Raw genomic sequence first — 20,885 nt, 5'->3', positions numbered from 1 at the left:
TTTAGTTGTGATTAATTGTATGATGAATCACAACTCAGCGTTTTCACGCGCTTTGATGCTTTGCTGCCATGCCGCTGAACGACGAGTGCGGTCGGCGACCTGCCCGACCAGCTGGCCGCAAGCCGCATCGATATCGTCGCCGCGCGTTTGACGAATGGTACACACAAACCCAGCTTCACTTAAGATATTGCTAAACGCATGGATGCGGTTGTTGCTTGATTTGTCATATGGTGCATGCGGAAACGGATTAAACGGTATCAAATTAATCTTACTTGGTAGACCATCCAACAACGCCACCAACTGCCGCGCATGCTCATCGCTGTCATTGACGCCATCAAGCATGACATACTCAATGGTGACGTGTTTTTTGTGGCGTGGATTGACATCATACACGTAGTTTTTTGCCGCGGCGATCAGCTCACTTAACGGGTATTTCTTATTGATAGGCACCAGCTCATCACGCAGCTCATCATTGGGCGCGTGCAAGGATATCGCCAAAGCCACATCGAGATCTTGTGCCAGCTGATACATCTTGGGTACCACGCCTGAGGTCGACAATGTCACACGGCGCTTTGAGAGGCCATAAGCATGGTCGCTGAGCATAATCTCCATCGAGCCGATTACAGGCTTGTAGTTTAATAAAGGCTCACCCATACCCATCATCACTACGTTGGTGACATGGTTTTCCCAAGCGCTATGATCGACAGCCTCTAAGCTGTCATTATCATCGCTCATGTAGGAAGCATTGGCCACCCACAGCTGCCCGATGATCTCAGCCGCCGTCAGATCGCGCTCAAAACCCTGCTTACCGGTACTACAAAAACTACAGTCGAGCGCGCAGCCGACTTGCGAAGAGATACACAAAGTTTTGCGGCCATTCGATTTATTATCATCCGCCGGAATCAATACCGTCTCCACCAGCGAGCCGCCCGTCACTTCAAACACCCATTTACGTGTACCATCATCACTGTACTGACGATGAATAACCTTAGGCGGAGTCACGCAGGCATTCAGCGACAATTTATCGCGCAGTGACTTGCTCAGATTGGTCATCTGCTCAAAATCTGTCACCCCGTGCTGATATATCCATTTAATCACCTGCGTCGCGCGAAATGGCTTTTCGCCGAGGCTTTTAAAATAGTCAGCCAATTGTGCTTGGGTCATCCCCAAAAGATTGGTCTTGGCCTGCGCTTCATCGACCAGCTTGATGCTGGCTTTGGAGGTGGCAGGGACATGCTGGATCGGGGATTGAACAGTGGACATAATAGGTAACCTTTTTGCATCAGCTAAATTAAGCGTGGCAATTGTTGATATAAGCGATGAGTGTTGCTCTCCATACGCCTTATGGCAAATATGGCCATTAGCAATCCATTATGAGCGCAGCGTCTCTTGTACTTATGCCAATCATACATAGCGACAAGCACAAAAAATGAGTAGCTATACTGATAAAGGATTGATAATGCTAGATAAAGACAATAATGAGGCAAATAATAAAAAATTTCAATAACACAAAGACGGCGAAAAAACAGACAAACCAAAATAGCTAAAACGGCTTATACCCATCAGATATAAGCCGTCTTGCGACACAAATTATTCATAACCAACCTCTCGGCTGCTATCAATAACTGGCTGCTCTTAGCGCGTACGTGCACATACTTCATCATCGTTAAAGAAGTAGCTGATTTCACGTGCTGCTGACTCAGCTGAATCTGAACCATGAACCGCGTTTTCGTCGATGCTGCTAGCAAAGTCAGCACGGATAGTGCCTTCGGCAGCGTCGGCTGGGTTGGTTGCGCCCATGATTTCACGGTGCTTAGCAATGGCGTTTTCGCCTTCTAATACAGAAACAACGACAGGGCCTGAAGTCATGAATGAGACCAAAGCATTATAAAATGGACGCTCGGCATGCTCAGCGTAAAAACCGCCTGCTTTTTTGTCATCAAGATGCAACATTTTTGCAGCAACGATTTTTAAACCCGCTTCAAAACCGCCTGCTTTTTTGTCATCAAGATGCAACATTTTTGCAGCAACGATTTTTAAACCCGCTTCTTCAAAACGGCTATAAATAGCGCCGATGTGGTTGCCAGCGACTGCATCAGGCTTGATGATAGATAAAGTACGTTCGTTAGCCATAAAAAAACTCCTAATAGGGGGTCAGTTTGGTAAAAGTAAAGGGGTAAATGCTTTGTTTTAACGTTGGCCGCCATGTCGACGAAGCGGATAACTCATGATTTATCGATAGCAAAACACGAGCGTCAACATAGGATTGTTGCCTATTATAATGATTGAGGCTATAAATGATAGGATTAATTTATGACCGCACCTTGCATAAAAGTAAATTTATGATCCGCTAATTGTTAATACGGTCATCATATTGACCAAAAAGAACCCCAATGCTCAGCACTGGGGTTTGTTTAATTGATACTACTTGATGAATACTACTTGATGAATACTACTTGATGAATACTACTTGATTAATACTACAAGCCAGTTAGTGCTTATAGCACCAAGACTTATAGTAAGCACTAAGCATCATACGGGTCACGAAGTACGATGGTCTCTTCGCGGTCAGGGCCGGTTGAGATGATATCTACTGGGCAGCCAATCAATGCTTCGATACGTTTGATGTATTTTTTGGCGTTTTCTGGTAGGTCGTCATAGTTGGTAATACCAACGGTAGACTCGCTCCAACCTTCCATCGTTTCGTACTTCGGTGTGACAGACTCATAAAACTCTGCGTCGTGCGCGCCAGCACATTCTGTCTCAGGGAGGTTGTAACCCACACCGATTAGCAATTCTTCAAGACCGTCTAAGACGTCAAGCTTGGTCAAGCAGATACCTGACATAGAGTTCAATACCACCGCACGGCGTAATGCCTCGGCATCAAACCAGCCGCAGCGACGCGCGCGGCCAGTGGTCGCGCCAAACTCATGGCCGACTTTGGCTAAGTGGGCACCCACATCATCAAACAATTCTGTTGGGAATGGGCCACTACCGACACGCGTGGTGTAGGCTTTGGTAATACCAAGTACATAGTCTAGGTACAATGGGCCGATACCCGTACCAGTCGATACGCCGCCTGCTGTAACGCTTGAGCTGGTGACAAACGGATAGGTACCGTGGTCGATATCAAGTAGCGTGCCTTGTGCACCCTCAAACATTAGGTTTTTGCCAGCGAGACGCAATTGGTTGAGGTCTTCGGTCACATCAGTAACCATGCCTTTGATCTCTTCGCGCCACTCTTGGCACAGCTTAAAGGTCTCATCAAAATCGATGGCATCGACTTTATAATACTGTGTCAGTTGGAAGTTGTGATACTCGATTAGGTTACGTAGTTTTTCTTCTAAATCATCACGGAACAAGTCAGCAAGCTTGATGGCACGGCGCGCCACTTTGTCCTCATACGCAGGACCGATGCCGCGACCTGTGGTACCGATTTTGCCTGTACCGCGTTTGGCTTCGCGTGCTTGGTCAAGTGCCACGTGATATGGCATGATGAGTGGGCAGTTTGGCGAGATACGTAGACGCTCGCGTACTGGTACGTTGTTGGCTTCTAGATCTTTTATCTCTTTTAGTAAGGCATCTGGCGCTAATACCACACCGTTACCGATGAAGCAGGTGACGCCTTCGCGCAAGATACCAGATGGGATCAAATGTAGGACGGTGGTTTTGCCATCGACGACCAGTGTGTGCCCAGCGTTGTGACCGCCTTGAAAACGAGCAACGGCTGAGGCTTTTTCGGTAAGTAAATCAACGATTTTACCCTTACCTTCATCGCCCCATTGGCTACCCAAAACTACGACATTCTTACCCATGATCAATCCTTACCTTTATGTATTGAGGTGTGTGCAATAACGGTTGCAAAACTAACGTGATGTTAGCAGTGTTTGATGCTTGTGCTCAGCGCGCTTATCATTGCCGCGCCAAACCAAGTATGTTTTATCTTAAAGTCTTTATCCAAACGGAGATGCCACTGTAACTATACCTATAAGTCAGCCAAACTGAATCTAGTTAAGCTAGATAGTTTGTAGTTGCCATTGATTGTCAGCAAAACCCAAACGATGTGTCACGCCATCGGGACGATCGTCCGCGTTTAGTGGCATGGTGACACGGTAGCCCTGCTCGCGTAAGCTGGTGGCCTGCTGGAGCAAGGTTTGTCGCTGCTCGGGGCTTGCTTGAGTGGCGGCTTGATAATCGATCAGCACGATACTCGGCACTTCAAGCTGCGTGTGCGCCAGCAAGCGGCTGACATCCATACTAAATCCTGTGGCTTCGCGTGGCTGGCTGGCAGACAGATGGCCACCGCTTTGCATACCATCAAAACGCCCGCCGCGTACCAGCGGCTGCGTCTCGCTATTGATATAGCCATTAAAGACAATGCCAGTATGATAGTGATAGCCTGATAGCTCAGTCACATCGACACTCACCGGACACTGCCACTGCGTTTTTAGGTGCGTTTTTAGGCGCTGTAGCTCATCGATAGCTGTAGATATCTGTTCATCTTGCTGGGCGGCAGTAGAGAGCTTGGTCAGCAAATTATCGATATCGTGACCAAAACGTGCTAAGGCATAAAAGTCATCGCCCATCGGCAATGCTTGGCAAACGCGTTTGAGCTCTGGTAGGTTTTTATTGGCATATAAATGCATCAATTGCTCAGCGTCGCTGTCAGATAGCGCCGCCATCTCAGCCAAACGCTTAAATATCGCCACATGACCCAAGTCAATATGCAGTGCCGCGCTCATATCTAGTGTATTGACCATCCCAAACAAGACATCAATCAGCTCGATATCGGCTGCCAAATCGGCGCAGCCAAATATCTCAGCGCCTAACTGCAAGGGCGTACGTGAACCAAACAGTCCTGACGGCAAGGTGTGAATCACATCACCTGCATAGCAATAACGCGCAATACCAGTACCGCCGTGATGCGCATCAATACGCAAAATCTGCGGGGTAATATCGGCACGCAAGCCCATCAAACGACCCGTCAGCTGATCGATGATCTTAAACGTCTGACGTTTCAAATCTTCTGAGGCGTCACTTAACAGTGACTCAGTAAACTCAATCATCGGCGGATTGACCAACTGATAGCCATGAGTGATCAGCTGCTGCGTCAATTGGTACCTAAGCACCTCTTGCTTATGCGCGTCTTCAAACAACACATCCACCACACCATCAGGCAACAGCCAACTGTTGGCTACATCGCTGGCAAAATGGTTTAGGTAGGGCATGCTATTGGGTTTAGCAACGCTATCGGCAGGCTGAGTGGCCGCATTTTTTGTTGCATTTAACTGGGCAGGTTTTGCAGAATCAGAACTGACAGACACAATAAATCCTTGTTTGGCGTATCGCTTACCAAAAAACGCGGTACTGATGCGGTACTAAAAGGTTGTATTTATAAGGGCATTGACATCGTATCGTTGTGTTTTTAACACACAACATCATTGACCCAATTATTTATAAACAAACTAGGTAACCGCAACAGGGTGAGTAATAAGTATAATTTAGGATGATAAGACGAGTATCTTTATGCGCTAATAAACAGAGATAAATAATCAAGGCACTTTATGCTTTAGTGTAGCATAGCACTCAAGGTTCGCCTAGTGACAATTGGGCACAATTACTATCTAATTATCGTCCATGGCATCATGAGCATCAGTAGCGACGGCTATCTGCTCGTATTGAACAAATAGCGTCCGTGAAATAGCCGCTATGCGCTTGCATTACTTGATAAAAACGTGCGCAAACTACCCCAGCAAGAACAGCGCCATGCAGACAGACTCATGTTACACTAACAAATATTTTTATCTCGGAAGCCTTATGTCATCTGATTACCACCCAAACCCAGCCATCAACCAAACCAACGTCTTAGGGACGGCGCTTGCCAGCTGCTGTTTTGACCCGATTACCGGCTATTATCGCAATGGTTTTTGTCATACTGGCAGTCATGATGTCGGCCAGCATACCGTCTGCGCCAAGATGACCAGCGAGTTTTTGAATTTTTCTGCCAGTCGCGGCAACGACTTGATCACGCCTCTGCCTGAGTATGGTTTTGCTGGATTAAAACCTGGCGACTACTGGTGCATCTGTGCGTTGCGCTGGGTCGAGGCCTTGGACTTCGATATCGCCCCGCCAATCAAGCTCGAAGCCTGTCACGAAAGCCTGCTGAGCTTGGTCGATATTGAGACTTTAAAAAGCCACGCGCTTTAATGACGGCGCCGCGTTTTATTTGTGAGACATTTTTTACTTTATCATGGGAGGGGGTATGGACCACAATAACGATCAATTGCTCAAAAAAACCGCACGTATTGAACCTAACTCCGACATCAACCGTCTTTATGCGGATATGAATGATGAGCATTTGTATCTCGATAATGATGATAGCTATATCTACGGCGATGCCGATGCCACCAGAGAAGATACCATCGAGACCATGACGGTCTATGACCCTGATTCTGAGCGCTATGAAGATATCGATCTATCCAGTGAAGATGAGGTCGTCAACTGCTACGCCTACTCTCGTAAGACCGGCGAAAACCTCGATAAAGTGGCGCTAAATGATGTCAGTCGGGCGCTGAGTAACAATGGCCAGTTTATCTGGCTGGGTTTGTATGACCCCAGCCTCCAGACCATGGTTAAAGTCAAAGAAGCCTTTGGTCTGCACGAACTTGCCATCGAGGATGCCTTTGCCGACCATCAGCGCGCCAAAGTCGAAAATTATGACAACGACATGGTATTTGTGGTCTTACGTACCGCCAAGCTTGAAGACAACGTCATTCGCTACGGCACCACTGCGATATTTATGGGCAAAAACTACTTAATCACCATTCGCAATGGTCCATCCAACTCCTACGCACCTGTCCGCGAGCACTGCCACCGCCGCCCAGAAAAGCTCAGAATGGGGCCGATATTTGTTTTGCACGCTATTCTCGATTTTATCGTGGATAACTATATGCCGATTACCGATCGTTTGGGGCGTTATCTGCGTGAGCAAGAACGTTACGTATTTACCTATGAGTTTGATAAAGGCACGCTCAAAAACCTCTACGAGCTCAAGTCACAGCTGGTACATATGCGTGCCATTATCTTACCTGTGCAAGACATCTGTAGTTTTTTTATCAATCACAAAAAAAGCGAGCTGGTCTCCGGGTTTTCGCAAGCGGCCAAGCCATATTTCCGTGACGTCAATGACCACTTGCTGCACTCGTTAGACGCTATCAACGGCCTCAATGAGATGCTAAGCGTGGTAATGAACACCTATATGGCCATGGTCAATATGGGACAAAACGAGGTGGTACGTAAGCTCGCCGCTTGGGCAGGGATTTTAGCGGTACCAACGGCCATCGCTGGTATTTATGGTATGAACTTTGACTTTATGCCTGAGCTGCATTGGAAATACGCTTACTTCGTTATTATGATTATCATCATCGCGTTGTGTAGCTTCTTGTATTACAACTTTAAGAAACTCAAATGGTTGTGATAACTCATTCATACATAAAAAAGGGCTACCAGTGGTAGCCCTTTTTTGTGCTGATTGTGCCTCATTACTCACGGCGGTGCTTGGTATGGCTGTCTGGTGCTTGCGCATTGTCAGGCAGCATAGCCTTGACTGTCAAATTTGCATACTGTTTATCAAGATTGTCTTCTGGGCGACCAAAGGTTTTTGCCGTCCAAGTCAATATGACAATAGCACCACTCAATAGCATGATTGCCACAGAGATCGTTGCCAATAGCCATAGATGAAAATAATCTGACACTGCCTGCACATCAACGACCAGATGTCGCGACAATGCGGTGATGGCGATAAATATCAAAAACTGTACGGGCAATCGATGGGTTTTAAAATAAATCCCTATCATAGCGAGTAGCTCGAGATAAATGAACAGCATCAAAATATCTTTTAGATCCGCTGAGCCTTTTTGGACAATATAAATGAACTCTTTACCTGCCGTCCAGACCACCACCACACTGATTAAAAATAAAATAACGTAATGACAGACATCGACAAACTCTCTACCAATACCTTGTAGTCGCTCATGAATACCTACGTCTTTTTTAGCCATTTTTAGATCCTATCAACGAAGAGATGGTTGATTTGCCTGACTCTATCAATCAGGCCCCTTTATCTATCGGCAATCAGCACTCACATGGCTATTTTTTAGCTAATATCCAAGCCTGCTGATTTTTCAGCGGCTTCTACCGTCTGGCGAATGAGAGTATTAATCGTCATCGGGCCTACGCCGCCTGGCACAGGTGTATAAGCACTAGCAATGCTCTCAACGCCTGTCAGCTCGATATCACCAACACCGCCATTGTCGGTGGGATGAAAACCTGCATCGACTACCACAGCCCCTTTTTTGATCCACTCAGCTTTAATCAACTCAGGCACACCCACTGCCCCGACCACGATATCAGCACGCTTGATATGAGCGGCCAAATCTTGTGTTTTTGAGTGACACATCGTCACTGTGCAGTTGGCATTTAATAACATCATCGCCATCGGCTTACCCAAGATAGCACTACGGCCAACGACCACGGCCTCTTTACCTGATAACTCGATATCATGATGCGCCAATAAGTGCATGATGCCCTGCGGCGTGCAAGAGCCATACGCAGACTGCTGCATCGCCATACGACCAAAGCCAAGACACGTCACGCCATCGACGTCTTTTGCCAAGTCAATTTGCTCAAAGCATGCACGCTCATCGATATGCGCAGGGACAGGGTGCTGTAGCAAGATACCATGGACATCAGGGTCGTTATTGAGCTCATCAATCTTTGCCATCAGCTCTTTGGTAGTCGTAGCACTTGGCATCTCGACCCGAATAGAGTCCATGCCGACACGCTTACAGGCATTGCCTTTCATACGTACATAGGTCGCAGAGGCAGGGTCATCACCGACCAATATCGTCGCTAGACTTGGGGTGCGTCCCGTCTTAGCTTTGATAGCGTCTACACGCGCACTCAGTTGCTGTTCGATTTGTTTGGCAAGGACTTTACCATCTAATAAGGTGGCAGACGCTTGGGCAGTAGACATAGTAACTCCAATAGAGGGTACGATATAAAAAAATAAAGACAGCGCGCGCAAGTACTTTGCATGCCTGTCTTTTGCTTCGTCAACCTTTGACTAGTCATAATATTGTACCTGTGTACGCGGCAAAATCCTAGCGCAAGATAAAGCCAAAATATTGCTACGCTTTTTAATAAGTGACTGGCAAGAGAAGAGGTATTTGTAGATAGCTCTCTTGCCGTCTTTTAAAAAACAACATGGCTGTCGTTACCCTTTTTAGAACGCTCTTTCTTAAAATAGATAACCCAAACGCGAATTTTCTAATAAATATTGGTTTGAGTCATCATCGACAGTAAGCAGTTGTTTACGTGCTAATTTTGTTAAAATAGCGTAGAATAGGCACTGCATTTTTTACATTGAGAAATGTAAACCCACCGACTCAAGGACATGATTATGAAAGATGAGAAATTACAAAAAGCCCTCGCCCGTATGGGGCTAGGTTCACGCCGTCAGATGGAAGAGGTCATCAGATCAGGCCGCGTGTCTGTCAATAACGCGCCTGCAACCATTGGTGATCGCGTGCAGCAAGGCGATGAGATACGGGTAGATGGTCGTCAGATCAAATACAACGCCGAAAACGAAAAGCGCCGCCGCGTCTTGGCATACTACAAGCCTGAAGGGGAAGTGTGCTCGGCAAAAGACCCTGAAGGTCGCCCGACTGTGTTTGAGCGCCTACCAAAGCTGACCCACGATCGCTGGGTGATGGTTGGCCGTTTGGACATCAACTCAACCGGACTGTTATTGTTTACCAACGATGGCGAGATGGCCCATCGCTTGATGCACCCCTCAAGTGAAGTCACGCGTGAATATGCGGTACGCGTCTTGGGTGAGGTCACCCCTGATATCGCTCGCAACTTGACCGCTGGTGTCATGCTAGAGGACGGCATGGCGCAGTTTGACGACATTAAAGAAGGCGGCGGTGAAGGCGTCAACAAATGGTATCACGTCAAACTAAAAGAAGGCCGCAACCGCGAAGTGCGCCGTTTGTTTGAGTCGCAAGGCCTCAAGGTCAGCCGCCTATTGCGCACCCGCTATGGTACGATCTCACTGCCCAAAGAGCTGCGTACAGGCCGCTTTTTGGAGCTGGACAAAAAAGAGATCAACACCCTAACCGACTTAGTCAGCTTGCGCCCGCGTTATGGTACAGGTCTGCACGGCGCGGCCAAAGAAAAGCAAGAACGTATCAAAAACAAACCGCTCAAAGCGCGCCGTGCCGATAGTCGTAGCGATAAGTCGCACAGTAGCAAACCGAAAAGCAGCGGCAGCCCTGCCAGTCGCGGCACTCGGCACACTCGTGGCCGCGGCGATAAACGTTAGTCTCATTGGGGCTTGATACACCTAGATCATAAAAAAGCTGGCTGTGAGAGATATCACAGGCAGCTTTTTTTTGCGCCATTTGCTGTAGTTTTGCCCTACCCTTTAACGATCGTGGCTCTCGACATAGTTTTTCATCACGCGTAACGCTTGTAGATGCTGCGTCTGCGCTTGGTCCAATAACGCATCTAGACGCTGCTCGATATGGTCTAATACCTGCTGCAACAGCTCACTGGCTTCTGCTTTTTTTTCTGTTTGTAATAGGTCGGCGCTATCGATACTGACCAGATAATCATAACTGGCTAGTGTGTCAGGCAAGCGCGTGTACAGCAGCTTTTCTAACACAAACTGCGACTCGGTCACCGTCGGCGTCTTATCATCAGCCTGTTGTGTTTTTTGATAAGACTGATAGCGACTCACCTTATCGTCGATACGCTGCAGCTGGCGCAGCTGATCGTTTGGTAAGCGCTGTAGATGTTTTTTGTGTAAACGCAGATGCCGCCATGTGACCGCAGACAATGACAAAGGCGCTTGATCATCTTGATATGTAAGCACGCCTGGGGTGATACCGACGGCTTTATGCAGCGCTTGCCAGCCTTTTTTACCCAAATAAATGGTCGTGATGGTTGTCACGATACCAACACCAATGAGCACACTCATATATCTTACTCTTTTACCGTTATTGCGCTTAGCTTTTAATCTTTACCGTTTGATATCATCAGCGCGCGCCTTTTTGGCCGCAGCGCCAGCTGGGGTTTCAAGCGTTTGAATACCTGCCTCATCATCAGCACCGTCATCGAGGTTTTGTCCTTCATGACTGACAACAGGCGTTTTAAAGCGTTTTTGTAGATAGCGACTGGTCGCGAGTAGCTTTTGCCCATCTTTATGATAGGAGGCATTGAGCAAATCATCAAACTGCGCGTCAATGGTGGTGAGTACCTCAAGCAGCGCTTCTTTGCCTGTCACATTGGAGTGCTTGATTTTGGTGGTATCAGCGCGCGCACCATCGCCCACATTTAAGTCATGCAAGCGCCGATAGTCCGCTACCGCCAGCGGCACATGTCTGTCCATGAGATTTTGAATCATGATATAGGTCTCATTGACAGTGTCTTTGTCATCAATCTTACCGTCATTATTGGTATCACCATAAATGACGCGCAGCTTTTCGCCTTTTTCGTTGATCTGCGCCAGCATCGTCCTGATATCAGCCGGTAGGCTTTTTTCGGGGATATAGCCCAGCTGCGGCATCGCCTTATACTCCAGCATTTTGGGCGCGGTTATTTTTTTGATACCACGATATCCCAAGTACAACCCAGCCGCTGGTAGCACACCATACAATACAAACATGATAAACATCGCAGTCATTTGGGTCATTGGCTGATCCTTATTTTATGGCAAGTTTTTTTGCAGTTTTTTTGGCAAAATGATTGGCAAGCACCGCGGTATAAAACGGTATCAATGGCGGTATCAATGAGAGCAGGTTCGCAGTCACAACCGCCGCCCTTAGCTTATAGCTTAGCTTTGCGTGCGGCTTTTGACATAGCGATGCGTGGAAGCAAGGCGGCTCATCACGGTATTGTGCAATTCATCGAGCAGCTCATCAAGCTCGTAGTCAATCTCTAAAAACAAATCCGTCAGCATATCACCTGCGCTCATCTTGCCTTGTGCTGTATGGTTTCTGGTACGGTGCGGGCTAAATCGTTGCAGCTGCTCATAATGATGCAGCGCCTCGGGGATACTCTCAGAAACCAGCTTGTCGATGACGAACTGCCGCTCGTTATGCTGTTGCTGCTGCTCATCGTTGAGCTCTTGACTCCACTCACGGTAGCGCTTTAGCTTACCATTTATTCTATCGAGTATTGCCACCGCCTCGATGGGCATGGCGTTTAAGGTGGCTTCATCGACCACATCTACAAGCTCAGTCATAATCGGACAGCGTCCATGTTTGAGATACCATAAGGTATCAGGGTCAAAAGGGGGTCTGTTGGCTGGGCGCATTTGTGCATGATTGGCCAGATAGCGGTCGGTGAGCGGTGTGGCCGAACGCGCATCACTCACTTGCGCCAATGCCGCACAGATACGGTCGGCACGCTCAGGGGGCGTCAGCGTAGTACGCGGGTTTTTGCTATTGTCGTCATCTGCTTGCTCGCCGCCTTTACTCTTTGTTTGGCCATCATAGTGGCTCGCTGTCTTTTGCGCCTGTAAGGCCGCTTGCGCTGGCAGATCGTCTTGGGCTTGCCCAAATGATTGTAGCATTCTTGTCAAACTTACCACCATGACCGATCTTACCTCTCTGTTATACACGCCTCTTGTTACATACCCATTTTACAGTAAGGGCTTTGCTTTATTGCATCGGTGCAATCAATAGCGTATCTTAACAGCTTTTTGTGATGCTGCCAGTACGCAAAATGTCAGCGCCGCTGGCACTATCCGCCCCGCTCCACCACCGATTAAGCACTTAATTATGTATACCCCTGACTTTCTTTCTGGCTTCTTGCTTGGGCTATCGCTCATCATTGCGATAGGCTCGCAAAACGCCTTTGTACTCAAACAAGGGCTAAAGCGCGAGCACATCTTTTTTGTCTGTTTGTTTTGTGCCCTTAGCGATGCCATCTTGATATCAGCAGGCGTCGGCGGCTTTGGCGCTGTGACAGCACGCTATCCGCACATCGTCGATGTCGCAAAATTCGCCGGTGTGGTGTTTTTGCTCGGTTATGGCTTACAAAGCCTATATGCTAGTGTGCGCCTATCACAGGCACTGACCGTCGAGGGTCAAGTGGTCAGCAGCCTAAAAAAAGCGCTGCTCCTGTGTTTTGGCTTTACATGGCTCAACCCGCACGTCTATTTAGATACATTGGTGCTCGTCGGCATGGTTTCAACAGGCGCTAGTAGCAAAGTGGTGTTTGCCGCTGGTGCCGTCAGCGCGTCTTTCTTTTTCTTTTTTGCGCTGGGCTATGGCGCGCGCTTACTCAAGCCGCTGTTTGCCAAACCAAAAGCTTGGAATGTTTTGGACGCTCTCGTCGGTATCTTGATGCTCTATCTGGCATGGCATTTGTATCAAAGCTAATCATCAAAGCTAGTCACCAATCAAAGCTAGTCACCAAAGATGGATAGCTCATCCTAAACAAAAAAAACCAAACCCTCACTTGAAGGTTTGGTTTTTTACAATAAACACTTATAGATAAAAACTGCTTATGAGGCTTTTTTGTGCTTTTTGGGCTGGACAAATGCCAAGTTTAAAAAGTGTTCAAGCGAGTCATCTAACACATCCAGCCACGGCTCTGGTAACTCAGGCGCTAGCGTGCCCGTCAGCGTCGAGCGGTAGGCCTTTTCTCTAAAGGTCATGATGTTCTCTGCTTTGTCCTTTTGCCACTGCTTTAGAATATCGCCTTGTTTTTCTACAGCAAACTCAGGATAGTCCGTCGCATCGGTCAAGTCGCGAATGTAAGCGGCTTGAAAGTCGATGGAGTCGTCGACCGTGACGCATTTGGCATAGGTTTCCAACCATTTTTGCTCGTCAGCCTCACGCGTTGCCAAATCCGGCAGCGCCATCTCACCCATGATGACATCACGCGCATACCACGCTTGGGCATCAAACATATTAAAGGTAAAGTACTGATCTTGCATGCCTAAATAGATAAGCTTGGGATTGGGCTGCCAAAAAATACCTTTATAAAGGTTGGCAGGGTACAAGCAGTTATGCGTTTGCAAACGCAGCTCATCCGGCAAGAACGGGAAATGGAACAAGTAGCCGGTACACATAATGATGGCGTCAAAGCTCTGGCTGGTGCCATCAGCAAAATGCGCCACATCTCCTTCAAAATGCGTCACCAGTGGCACTTCTTTGATGCCCTCAGGCCACTCATAGCCAAGTGGCTGACTGCGATAACTGATGGTTACTGATTTGGTGCCATACTTATAGCACTGCGTACCGATGTCTTCGGCAGAGTAACTGCTACCGACAAGTAAAATATCTTCGTTTTTAAACTCTAGAGCATCACGGAAGTCGTGAGCATGCAAGATACGGCCAGGGAAGGCTTCGAGACCTTCAAAGTACGGCATGTTTGGCGTCGAAAAGTGCCCTGTCGCAACCACAACATAGTCAAACTCTTCGACTTCTTGCTCGTCGGTTTTATGGTTCATCACCGTGACGGTGAATTTTTGCGTATCATCATCGAAAGCCACCCAGCGTACTGGGCATTCAAAGCGAATATATTTTTGAATGTCTTGTTTGTCGATACGTCCCATGATGTAGTCTTTCAAGACTTCACGCGGAGGGTATGAAGGGATAGGCTCACCAAAATGCTCATCAAACGAGTAGTCTGCAAACTCCAAGCATTCTTTTGGGCCATTTGACCATAGATAGCGGTACATACTGCCGTGGACGGGCTCACCATTTCTGTCTAGACCTGTGCGCCAGCTATAGTTCCACATACCGCCAATGGCGTTTTGTTTCTCATAACAAACTATCTCAGGTAAGTCTTTTACACCTGCCAAGCGCGCTGCTTCAAAGGCACGCAACTGCGCCAAACCACTTGGACCTGCTCCTAAAATAGCAATTCTTTTCTTACTCAAGATCAACTCCTGTTAAAAATAGTGAATCACTACTATAACATATTTTCATTAATGGAGTTTTTTGCCAGTATCTTTGGTAATTAGTCACACAAAGATATAGGCTGCAACGCGTCAGACAAGCGGTTATACTAAGGCAGGAAACAAGGTACGCAAGCCATTGACGATGATTTCGATAGACACTGCAGCCAAGAGCATGCCCATGATGCGGCTCATGATGTTTAGTCCAGTATCGCCCAGCAGCCGGCTGATACGACCTGCCGCCATTAAGGCCAAATAGCAAAACAAGCTAATAAACAATCCAGCGATAAGAATGGCCGAGACTTGCAAAATCCCAGAGACTTGCGAAGAGTAAATGATGACGGTGGAGATACCGCCAGGACCGATCATCATCGGAATAGCGAGCGGCACAACAGCAGAGGCGGTACTTGGCGCGGAGTATTTGTCATACTCGACATCGAAGTTTTCTTGATCGGGTTTGACGGGGTTACCTTCCCCGTTCATCATGTTGAGCGCAATCAAAAACACCAAGATACCACCCGCCAACTGAAACGAGCCGATAGAAATACCCAGCAGCTTAAGCAAGGTCTCCCCTGCCACAGTAAAAAAGCTGATGGTAATAAAAATGGTCAAGCAAGCAATACGCGCCACTTTGCGCCGGTTATTCATCGAATAACCGCGGGTCAAATCCAAAAACAACGTCAATGCGCTAAATGGATTGATCAGCACCAAAAAGGCTAAGATTATCTTGATTATTTCAGTGTTCACTCAGTCTCGCTTATCTGTTGCAGCAATGATGCTAAAGTCAGGTCATCACGGCACACAGCGATGACCTGTTAGGCGGCTAACCACCGCATAAGCGCCATTGTAACATAGGCAGATAAGCCAATAAAATCATTAACTTTGCTTAATTTCCCGTATTATCACTGACCATAAAATCCAGACCGATATCGAGCGCGGTGGTACTGTGCGTCAGATAACCCATGGCAATGAAATCCACCCCTGCCTGGGCGACCGCTTGCACCGTCTCAGGGGTAATACCTCCTGAGGCTTCTGTCTTGGCGCGGCCTTGGCACATAGCCACCGCTTGCGCCAAAACATCAGGCGTCATATTATCTAGTAATACCAAGCTTGCACCGGCATCAAGTGCCTGCGCTAACTGCGCTAAAGTGTCGACTTCTACCTCAATCGGAATCAGATGGCCGGCAAAGTCTTGTGCTTGCTTGATGGCAGTTGCGATATCGCCTGCAATCGCAATATGATTGTCTTTGATCAAAATCGCATCGTCTAGCCCCAAGCGATGGTTGCGCCCGCCGCCGCAGCGTACAGCGTATTTTTGCGCTGTCCGTAGGCCAGGAATGGTCTTACGCGTACAGGTGATTTGCGCAGGATATGCAGCCACACTATCGACGATCTGCCGTGTCGCGGTCGCAATACCGCTCAGGTGCGTCATAAAATTGAGCGCGGTACGCTCTGCAGTGAGCAAATGACGCGCATTACCGCGCACGGTCGCCAGCACTGTCCCCGCCTCAACCCTCTCACCATCCGCGACCTGAGCGTCAAAACCAATCTGCGTATCGACCATATCAAAGGCCAATCGCGCCAAATCCATACCGCAGATAACGCCAGCCTGGCGCGCTTTGATCTGTAGCTGCGCTTGCATATCGGCTGGGATGGTTGCTTGTGAGGTGACATCGCCGCGCCTGCCTAGATCCTCTGTGAGAGCAGCCTCTACTAAAGGGCGTAACAACACCTCATTTAATGCTGGTTCTTGTTTGCCTGTCATCGGTTATCCTTATCGTTGCCCATTTACTTGATAAATGTGCCATCGCCAGTGATAGCACCACAAATAGCAATCATATCACTGGCATCACGGTCACTTATTAGACTCAAAATGAGCATAAATATAACGTAAAGCACCCCGCCCTGCAATAAAATAATGTCATTTGATTATTTGCGTTTGGGCAGCTTGCTATCCATGAGCAGGCTTTGTAACTCGATATCGTGCCGAAAACGATACAGCTTGGCGGGCCGGCCGCGCTGAGCGCTACTGCTCTCTCCTGTTTCCATCACTAGGTTTTGTGCCTCCAGCAAGCGGCGAAAGTTTTGCTTATGCAGGCGCACACCTGATAAAACACCTCGGGCATCAAACCAAAAATCAGCGGCCGATACTCTATTTTGGCTCGTAATCGAGAGATGGCGGTGGCAATCACGCGGCGATGATCGTAATACATCGGCTCGCCTATCAGCTGCGACCAGTTTTTGGACAGCTCGGTGGACACATTGGCTAAGTAGCTTGGTGGATAGCTTGGCGCTTCAGGTATCAACCCTGCTTCATAAAGCATCTCATAGCGCAGCAGTACATGCTCGGCGACCCATTCTTTATTTTCTGGCAGCTGCTCCCGGCTGGCTGCGCTGGCACCCAAGCTTGGGCTTGGCGGCTGTGGGCTTAGCACATGCGCTTCACCGACGCCCCAACACAGCTCAATACGCTGACGTCGCCGTTGCTGGGTGATAGCGTCATCTGCCTCCTGTGCCCATGCCAATAACGCTGGCACGATAAACGAGGTAATGATAGTTGGCGCGCCATCTAAGTGGTTTTCCCACGGAAAGTAATCATACCAATCTCGCCATAGCGCTTGACTTGGCAGCTTTGGCGTCTGCGTCTCTTGTACCAGCCCTAGATAGCTGACATACACTAAAGCATGACCATCGACGTTGCGTCTATTGGTATCGACAAAGGTATAAAGCTGCTCTAAATACCCAAGTGGCTGCTGCGTCTGCTCCTCCACCCACTGGCGCACCCCTGCTTGCAACGAGCGATGCAGCGGCATTAGTGGCCCATTGGGCAATAGCTTACCTTGATCGACCGTTAGGACACGGGCGGTATGCTCGGTAATCGCAACGAGTACGGCAACCACCTCGGTGGTACCACTGCCTTGCTGATGCGCATGTGAATAAGACAACGTCATAAGTGTATTTATCATCCTCGGTAGAAAATCAAACGTAGTACAAAAACAAGCTGAGTACAAAAACAAACTCAGTATACAATCAAAACAGCCATGCTACAGCAGTCGTTAGCACCGTTTACCTACAAACAGTAACACTTCCTAGTATAGCTCGAATCTAAGACGATCACAGTCTATCGCTGTAACATCAGCCAAGCCGCACGCCTTAATATGGTTAATTTACTTTAAAACAGGTACAGCGCTACTGGTATTCATTTTTCTTGCGTGCTGTGCCTACGCCGACAGAGGCTGCGCAAAATAAATATCAGTAGCACGTGGCACCTAGTAGCACGTGAACATAATATCTAGCATGTCAGTTTTATTTAGGATTGACTATAGGTAGAAAAATAATAAAAAACCCTTGTTTTTATGCTCAAAATGAGCATAATTAAGACAATTTATGATTTTGCTTTAGCGAGTCATTCCAATATTACGACATATGATGTGTCACTATCGCACCAAAGGAAAGGTTGTAGCTATGAAAACTTATCCGTACGACGCCCCTATCATGAGTACCGACCAGCGCATCGCCACTCAGATGACCATCGAATACGCCAGAGCAAAGATACCTACCGAGCTGCCACGCTCTGAGCGGCTGGCAGTTGAAGAAAACATCAAGCACTTGCTAAAAGCGCATAATGCTGTACTCGTCGCTCATTATTATGTCGATCCTTTTATTCAGGATTTGGCGTTGGCGACTGGCGGCTGTGTCGGTGACTCGCTTGAGATGGCGCGCTTTGGACAAGCCCATGAGGCACAGACATTGGTGGTGGCTGGCGTGCGCTTTATGGGCGAGTCAGCAAAAATTCTAAGTATGGAAAAAACGGTGCTTATGCCAGACTTGGAGGCTGAATGCTCGCTTGATTTGGGCTGTCCTGCAGATGAGTTTGCCGCATTTTGCGACGCCCATCCTGAGCGTACCGTGGTGGTTTATGCCAATACCAGCGCCGCGGTCAAAGCACGTGCCGACTGGGTGGTGACTTCCTCTGTCGGTATCGATATCGTCCGTCATCTACATGCGCAAGGTGAGCCTATCATTTGGGGGCCTGACCGTCATTTGGGCAAATATATCGCTCGTGAGACTGGCGCAGACTTGTTGCTCTGGCAAGGCTCTTGTCTGGTGCACAATGAGTTTAAGGCGACCGAGCTGCTGCAATTAAAAGAGGAGCACCCTTACGCCAAAGTGCTGGTACATCCAGAGTCGCCTGATAGCGTGGTCGCGCTCGCTGATATCGTCGGCTCAACCAGTAAACTGCTCAGCTCGACCTATGAGATGGATGCCGAGACCTTTATCGTAGCGACCGATTTGGGTATCTTGCACGAGATGCAAAAACGCTCACCACACAAGCGCTTTTTGGCCGCACCGACCGCTGGCGAAAGCGCCAGCTGTAAGAGCTGCGCGTTTTGCCCGTGGATGGCGATGAATGGCCTAAAAGGCATCGAGCAGTGTCTGACACAGCAAAGCGGTGAAGTCTTGTTGACGCCTGAGCTGGCAGCGGCTGCCAAAAAACCTTTACAACGCATGCTGGATTTTGCCGAAGCGCAAAAGCAGCGCGTCACTGCAAGCGGTGATATCACCCAAGACCGCGCGCTCTTTGCCAATGTGGGAGCTGCCTAATATGAGTAAGGCGCATACAGCCGCTAATACAAGCACCCCTGCTAATGAGACCCATGGCGTCAGACACACAGATGTGTTGATCATTGGCGCAGGTCTTGCTGGATTGAGCACGGCGCTGGCCTTACCGCAAACACTTCACGTGACGATACTAAGTAAAGCGGCGCTGGACGTTTGCTCCAGTCATTATGCCCAAGGCGGTATCGCGGCAAGTTTGGATGTCAAAGACTGTGCCGCTGATCATATCGCTGATACGCTCATCGCAGGCGCAGGGCTGTGCGAGGCAAAAAACACCACAGAGATCCTACGCTCAGGCGAGCAAGCGGTGCAATGGCTGTGCGAGCAAGGCGTACCCTTTACTCGCCTCCCAAAACAACACGCGCCAGCAGAAAAAACAGCGACATTAGACAATTTTCAATACCCCCATGAGGAAGACCTTGAGACAGCCGCCTTACAAACCAGCGACTTACACTTGACCAAAGAAGGCGGCCATGGCTGCCGGCGCGTCGCTCATGCTGATGATGCCACTGGCCGACATATTATGGAAGCCTTAGTAAAAAAAGCGCAAGCGGCGTCTAATGTCACCATCCTGCCCTATCATGAAGCGTTTCATCTGCTAAAAAATACTGACAATCATTGCCGAGGTGCATACGTTTTTTCTCATGACAACCAGCGCACGCTGACTTTTTATAGTCGCGCGGTGGTGCTGGCCAGTGGCGGTCTAGGGCAGTTGTTTAAACGTGCCAGCGCGCCCAATGTCTGTGTCGGTGATGGCGTGATGATGGCTTGGCAAGCAGGCTGCCGCTTGGCAAATCTGGAGTTTATCCAGTTTCATCCGACAGGTTTGGCGCTTGGTGATAGTAGTTTTTTAATCTCTGAAGCCCTACGCGGTGAAGGCGGACGGCTGTACTGCCCGCAGACAGGTAAACGCTTTATGTTAGAGGTCGATACACGCGCAGAGCTAGCACCAAGAGACATCGTCGCTCGTGCTATCGCCGAGCAAATTAGCATCAATGGACTTGGCTACGTTCATCTCGATGTCAGTCACTTACCAGCGGCATTTCTCCGAGCACACTTTCCGCAGATTTATCAGACACTATTAGACCTTGGCATCGACATCACCACCGACCCGATCCCAGTAGCCCCCACCGCGCATTATAGCTGCGGCGGCGTGGTCACTTCTGCTAATGGCTTGACCGATGTGATAGGGCTTTATGCGGCAGGAGAAGTTGCTTATACAGGCTTGCACGGCGCTAATCGCTTGGCCAGTAATTCGCTGCTTGAGTGCGTGGTGGTCGGGCGCCATATC

The 20,885-nt window shown here is 48.5% G+C and carries 18 protein-coding genes and 1 pseudogene; 6 read left to right on the top strand and 13 right to left on the bottom strand.

Going from position 1 to position 20,885, the window contains the following annotated elements:
- Positions 1-27 precede the first annotated feature (27 nt).
- The 4 genes from rlmN to NK638_RS06235 all read right to left on the bottom strand — a co-directional run bounded on the left by rlmN (position 28) and on the right by NK638_RS06235 (position 5,324).
- Positions 28-1,263: a 23S rRNA (adenine(2503)-C(2))-methyltransferase RlmN gene (gene rlmN / locus NK638_RS06250; protein WP_192994768.1), complete on the bottom strand. Its 1,236-nt coding sequence runs from the start codon at positions 1,261-1,263 to the stop codon at positions 28-30.
- A gap of 372 nt (positions 1,264-1,635) precedes the next feature.
- Positions 1,636-2,133: a nucleoside-diphosphate kinase gene (gene ndk, locus NK638_RS06245; protein ID WP_274632341.1), complete on the bottom strand. Its 498-nt coding sequence runs from the start codon at positions 2,131-2,133 to the stop codon at positions 1,636-1,638.
- 392 nt (positions 2,134-2,525) lie between these two features.
- Positions 2,526-3,815: an adenylosuccinate synthase gene (locus NK638_RS06240; RefSeq protein WP_100749127.1), complete on the bottom strand. Its 1,290-nt coding sequence runs from the start codon at positions 3,813-3,815 to the stop codon at positions 2,526-2,528.
- A gap of 201 nt (positions 3,816-4,016) precedes the next feature.
- Entirely contained in the window at positions 4,017-5,324 is a 1,308-nt protein-coding gene (locus NK638_RS06235; protein ID WP_274632340.1) for an ATP phosphoribosyltransferase regulatory subunit, read from the bottom strand.
- 493 nt (positions 5,325-5,817) lie between these two features.
- Here NK638_RS06235 and NK638_RS06230 point away from each other — a divergent pair, with 493 nt between their 5' ends.
- Both NK638_RS06230 and corA read left to right on the top strand, forming a co-directional pair.
- Complete coding sequence (locus tag NK638_RS06230) at positions 5,818-6,207, top strand: DUF2237 family protein (protein WP_105245018.1); 390 nt, start codon at positions 5,818-5,820, stop codon at positions 6,205-6,207.
- A 55-nt stretch (positions 6,208-6,262) separates the two neighbouring features.
- Positions 6,263-7,477, top strand: a complete 1,215-nt coding sequence (gene corA / locus NK638_RS06225) for a magnesium/cobalt transporter CorA (RefSeq protein WP_198335892.1) — start codon at positions 6,263-6,265, stop codon at positions 7,475-7,477.
- Between the two features lie 64 nt (positions 7,478-7,541).
- Here corA and NK638_RS06220 read toward each other — a convergent pair whose 3' ends face one another.
- Positions 7,542-8,060, bottom strand: a complete 519-nt coding sequence (locus NK638_RS06220; RefSeq protein WP_071003358.1) for a phosphate-starvation-inducible protein PsiE — start codon at positions 8,058-8,060, stop codon at positions 7,542-7,544.
- A 95-nt stretch (positions 8,061-8,155) separates the two neighbouring features.
- Positions 8,156-9,034 (bottom strand): bifunctional methylenetetrahydrofolate dehydrogenase/methenyltetrahydrofolate cyclohydrolase FolD, encoded by an 879-nt coding sequence (gene folD / locus NK638_RS06215; protein ID WP_274632339.1) that lies wholly within the window; start codon positions 9,032-9,034, stop codon positions 8,156-8,158.
- Positions 9,035-9,460: 426 nt separating this feature from the next.
- On the opposite strand from folD, the gene rluB reads away from it, so the two are divergent.
- Positions 9,461-10,384, top strand: a complete 924-nt coding sequence (gene rluB / locus NK638_RS06210) for a 23S rRNA pseudouridine(2605) synthase RluB (RefSeq protein ID WP_201584955.1) — start codon at positions 9,461-9,463, stop codon at positions 10,382-10,384.
- Between the two features lie 102 nt (positions 10,385-10,486).
- On the opposite strand, the gene NK638_RS06205 is transcribed toward rluB, so the two are convergent.
- From NK638_RS06205 to NK638_RS06195, 3 genes are all read right to left on the bottom strand, one after another.
- Positions 10,487-11,041, bottom strand: a complete 555-nt coding sequence (locus NK638_RS06205) for a hypothetical protein (protein ID WP_274632338.1) — start codon at positions 11,039-11,041, stop codon at positions 10,487-10,489.
- A 42-nt stretch (positions 11,042-11,083) separates the two neighbouring features.
- On the bottom strand, positions 11,084-11,755 hold the full coding sequence (locus tag NK638_RS06200) for a hypothetical protein (RefSeq protein WP_274632337.1): 672 nt from the start codon (positions 11,753-11,755) through the stop codon (positions 11,084-11,086).
- Between the two features lie 141 nt (positions 11,756-11,896).
- Entirely contained in the window at positions 11,897-12,637 is a 741-nt protein-coding gene (locus NK638_RS06195; protein WP_274632336.1) for a hypothetical protein, read from the bottom strand.
- A gap of 208 nt (positions 12,638-12,845) precedes the next feature.
- Between NK638_RS06195 and NK638_RS06190 the strand changes: the two genes are divergently transcribed.
- Complete coding sequence (locus NK638_RS06190) at positions 12,846-13,448, top strand: LysE/ArgO family amino acid transporter (RefSeq protein WP_274632335.1); 603 nt, start codon at positions 12,846-12,848, stop codon at positions 13,446-13,448.
- A 125-nt stretch (positions 13,449-13,573) separates the two neighbouring features.
- Here the strand turns inward: NK638_RS06190 and NK638_RS06185 are convergent, their stop codons facing one another.
- From NK638_RS06185 to NK638_RS06170, 4 genes and pseudogenes are all read right to left on the bottom strand, one after another.
- Positions 13,574-14,956, bottom strand: a complete 1,383-nt coding sequence (locus NK638_RS06185) for an NAD(P)-binding domain-containing protein (protein ID WP_105244984.1) — start codon at positions 14,954-14,956, stop codon at positions 13,574-13,576.
- A gap of 123 nt (positions 14,957-15,079) precedes the next feature.
- The gene (locus tag NK638_RS06180; RefSeq protein ID WP_198335886.1) at positions 15,080-15,721 is read right to left on the bottom strand and encodes a MarC family protein; all 642 of its coding nucleotides are present in this window, start codon (positions 15,719-15,721) and stop codon (positions 15,080-15,082) included.
- 139 nt (positions 15,722-15,860) lie between these two features.
- Positions 15,861-16,739 (bottom strand): carboxylating nicotinate-nucleotide diphosphorylase, encoded by an 879-nt coding sequence (gene nadC, locus NK638_RS06175; protein ID WP_274632334.1) that lies wholly within the window; start codon positions 16,737-16,739, stop codon positions 15,861-15,863.
- A 164-nt stretch (positions 16,740-16,903) separates the two neighbouring features.
- Positions 16,904-17,925, bottom strand: a pseudogene (locus tag NK638_RS06170) (NUDIX hydrolase).
- A 514-nt stretch (positions 17,926-18,439) separates the two neighbouring features.
- On the opposite strand from NK638_RS06170, the gene nadA reads away from it, so the two are divergent.
- Positions 18,440-19,579: a quinolinate synthase NadA gene (gene nadA / locus NK638_RS06165; protein ID WP_274632333.1), complete on the top strand. Its 1,140-nt coding sequence runs from the start codon at positions 18,440-18,442 to the stop codon at positions 19,577-19,579.
- 1 nt (position 19,580) lies between these two features.
- A partial coding sequence (locus NK638_RS06160) for an L-aspartate oxidase (RefSeq protein WP_274632332.1) occupies positions 19,581-20,885 on the top strand: 1,305 nt, incomplete at its 3' end.

Origin of the sequence: Psychrobacter sp. A3 (assembly GCF_028823565.1) — a bacterium.
Taxonomy (GTDB): domain Bacteria; phylum Pseudomonadota; class Gammaproteobacteria; order Pseudomonadales; family Moraxellaceae; genus Psychrobacter; species Psychrobacter celer.
The sequence above is the reverse complement of the archived record's forward strand: the minus strand, read 5'-3'. Positions and strand labels throughout refer to the sequence as shown.

Bases quoted from the DNA above. Each gene is read 5' to 3' on its own strand.
- rlmN (WP_192994768.1), bottom strand. From the start codon at position 1,263: ATGTCCACTGTTCAATCCCCGATCCAGCATGTCCCTGCCACCTCCAAA.
- ndk (WP_274632341.1), bottom strand. From the start codon at position 2,133: ATGGCTAACGAACGTACTTTATCTATCATCAAGCCTGATGCAGTCGCT.
- NK638_RS06240 (WP_100749127.1), bottom strand. From the start codon at position 3,815: ATGGGTAAGAATGTCGTAGTTTTGGGTAGCCAATGGGGCGATGAAGGT.
- NK638_RS06230 (WP_105245018.1), top strand. From the start codon at position 5,818: ATGTCATCTGATTACCACCCAAACCCAGCCATCAACCAAACCAACGTC.
- corA (WP_198335892.1), top strand. From the start codon at position 6,263: ATGGACCACAATAACGATCAATTGCTCAAAAAAACCGCACGTATTGAA.
- NK638_RS06220 (WP_071003358.1), bottom strand. From the start codon at position 8,060: ATGGCTAAAAAAGACGTAGGTATTCATGAGCGACTACAAGGTATTGGT.
- folD (WP_274632339.1), bottom strand. From the start codon at position 9,034: ATGTCTACTGCCCAAGCGTCTGCCACCTTATTAGATGGTAAAGTCCTT.
- rluB (WP_201584955.1), top strand. From the start codon at position 9,461: ATGAAAGATGAGAAATTACAAAAAGCCCTCGCCCGTATGGGGCTAGGT.
- NK638_RS06205 (WP_274632338.1), bottom strand. From the start codon at position 11,041: ATGAGTGTGCTCATTGGTGTTGGTATCGTGACAACCATCACGACCATT.
- NK638_RS06200 (WP_274632337.1), bottom strand. From the start codon at position 11,755: ATGACCCAAATGACTGCGATGTTTATCATGTTTGTATTGTATGGTGTG.
- NK638_RS06195 (WP_274632336.1), bottom strand. From the start codon at position 12,637: ATGCTACAATCATTTGGGCAAGCCCAAGACGATCTGCCAGCGCAAGCG.
- NK638_RS06190 (WP_274632335.1), top strand. From the start codon at position 12,846: ATGTATACCCCTGACTTTCTTTCTGGCTTCTTGCTTGGGCTATCGCTC.
- nadC (WP_274632334.1), bottom strand. From the start codon at position 16,739: ATGACAGGCAAACAAGAACCAGCATTAAATGAGGTGTTGTTACGCCCT.
- nadA (WP_274632333.1), top strand. From the start codon at position 18,440: ATGAAAACTTATCCGTACGACGCCCCTATCATGAGTACCGACCAGCGC.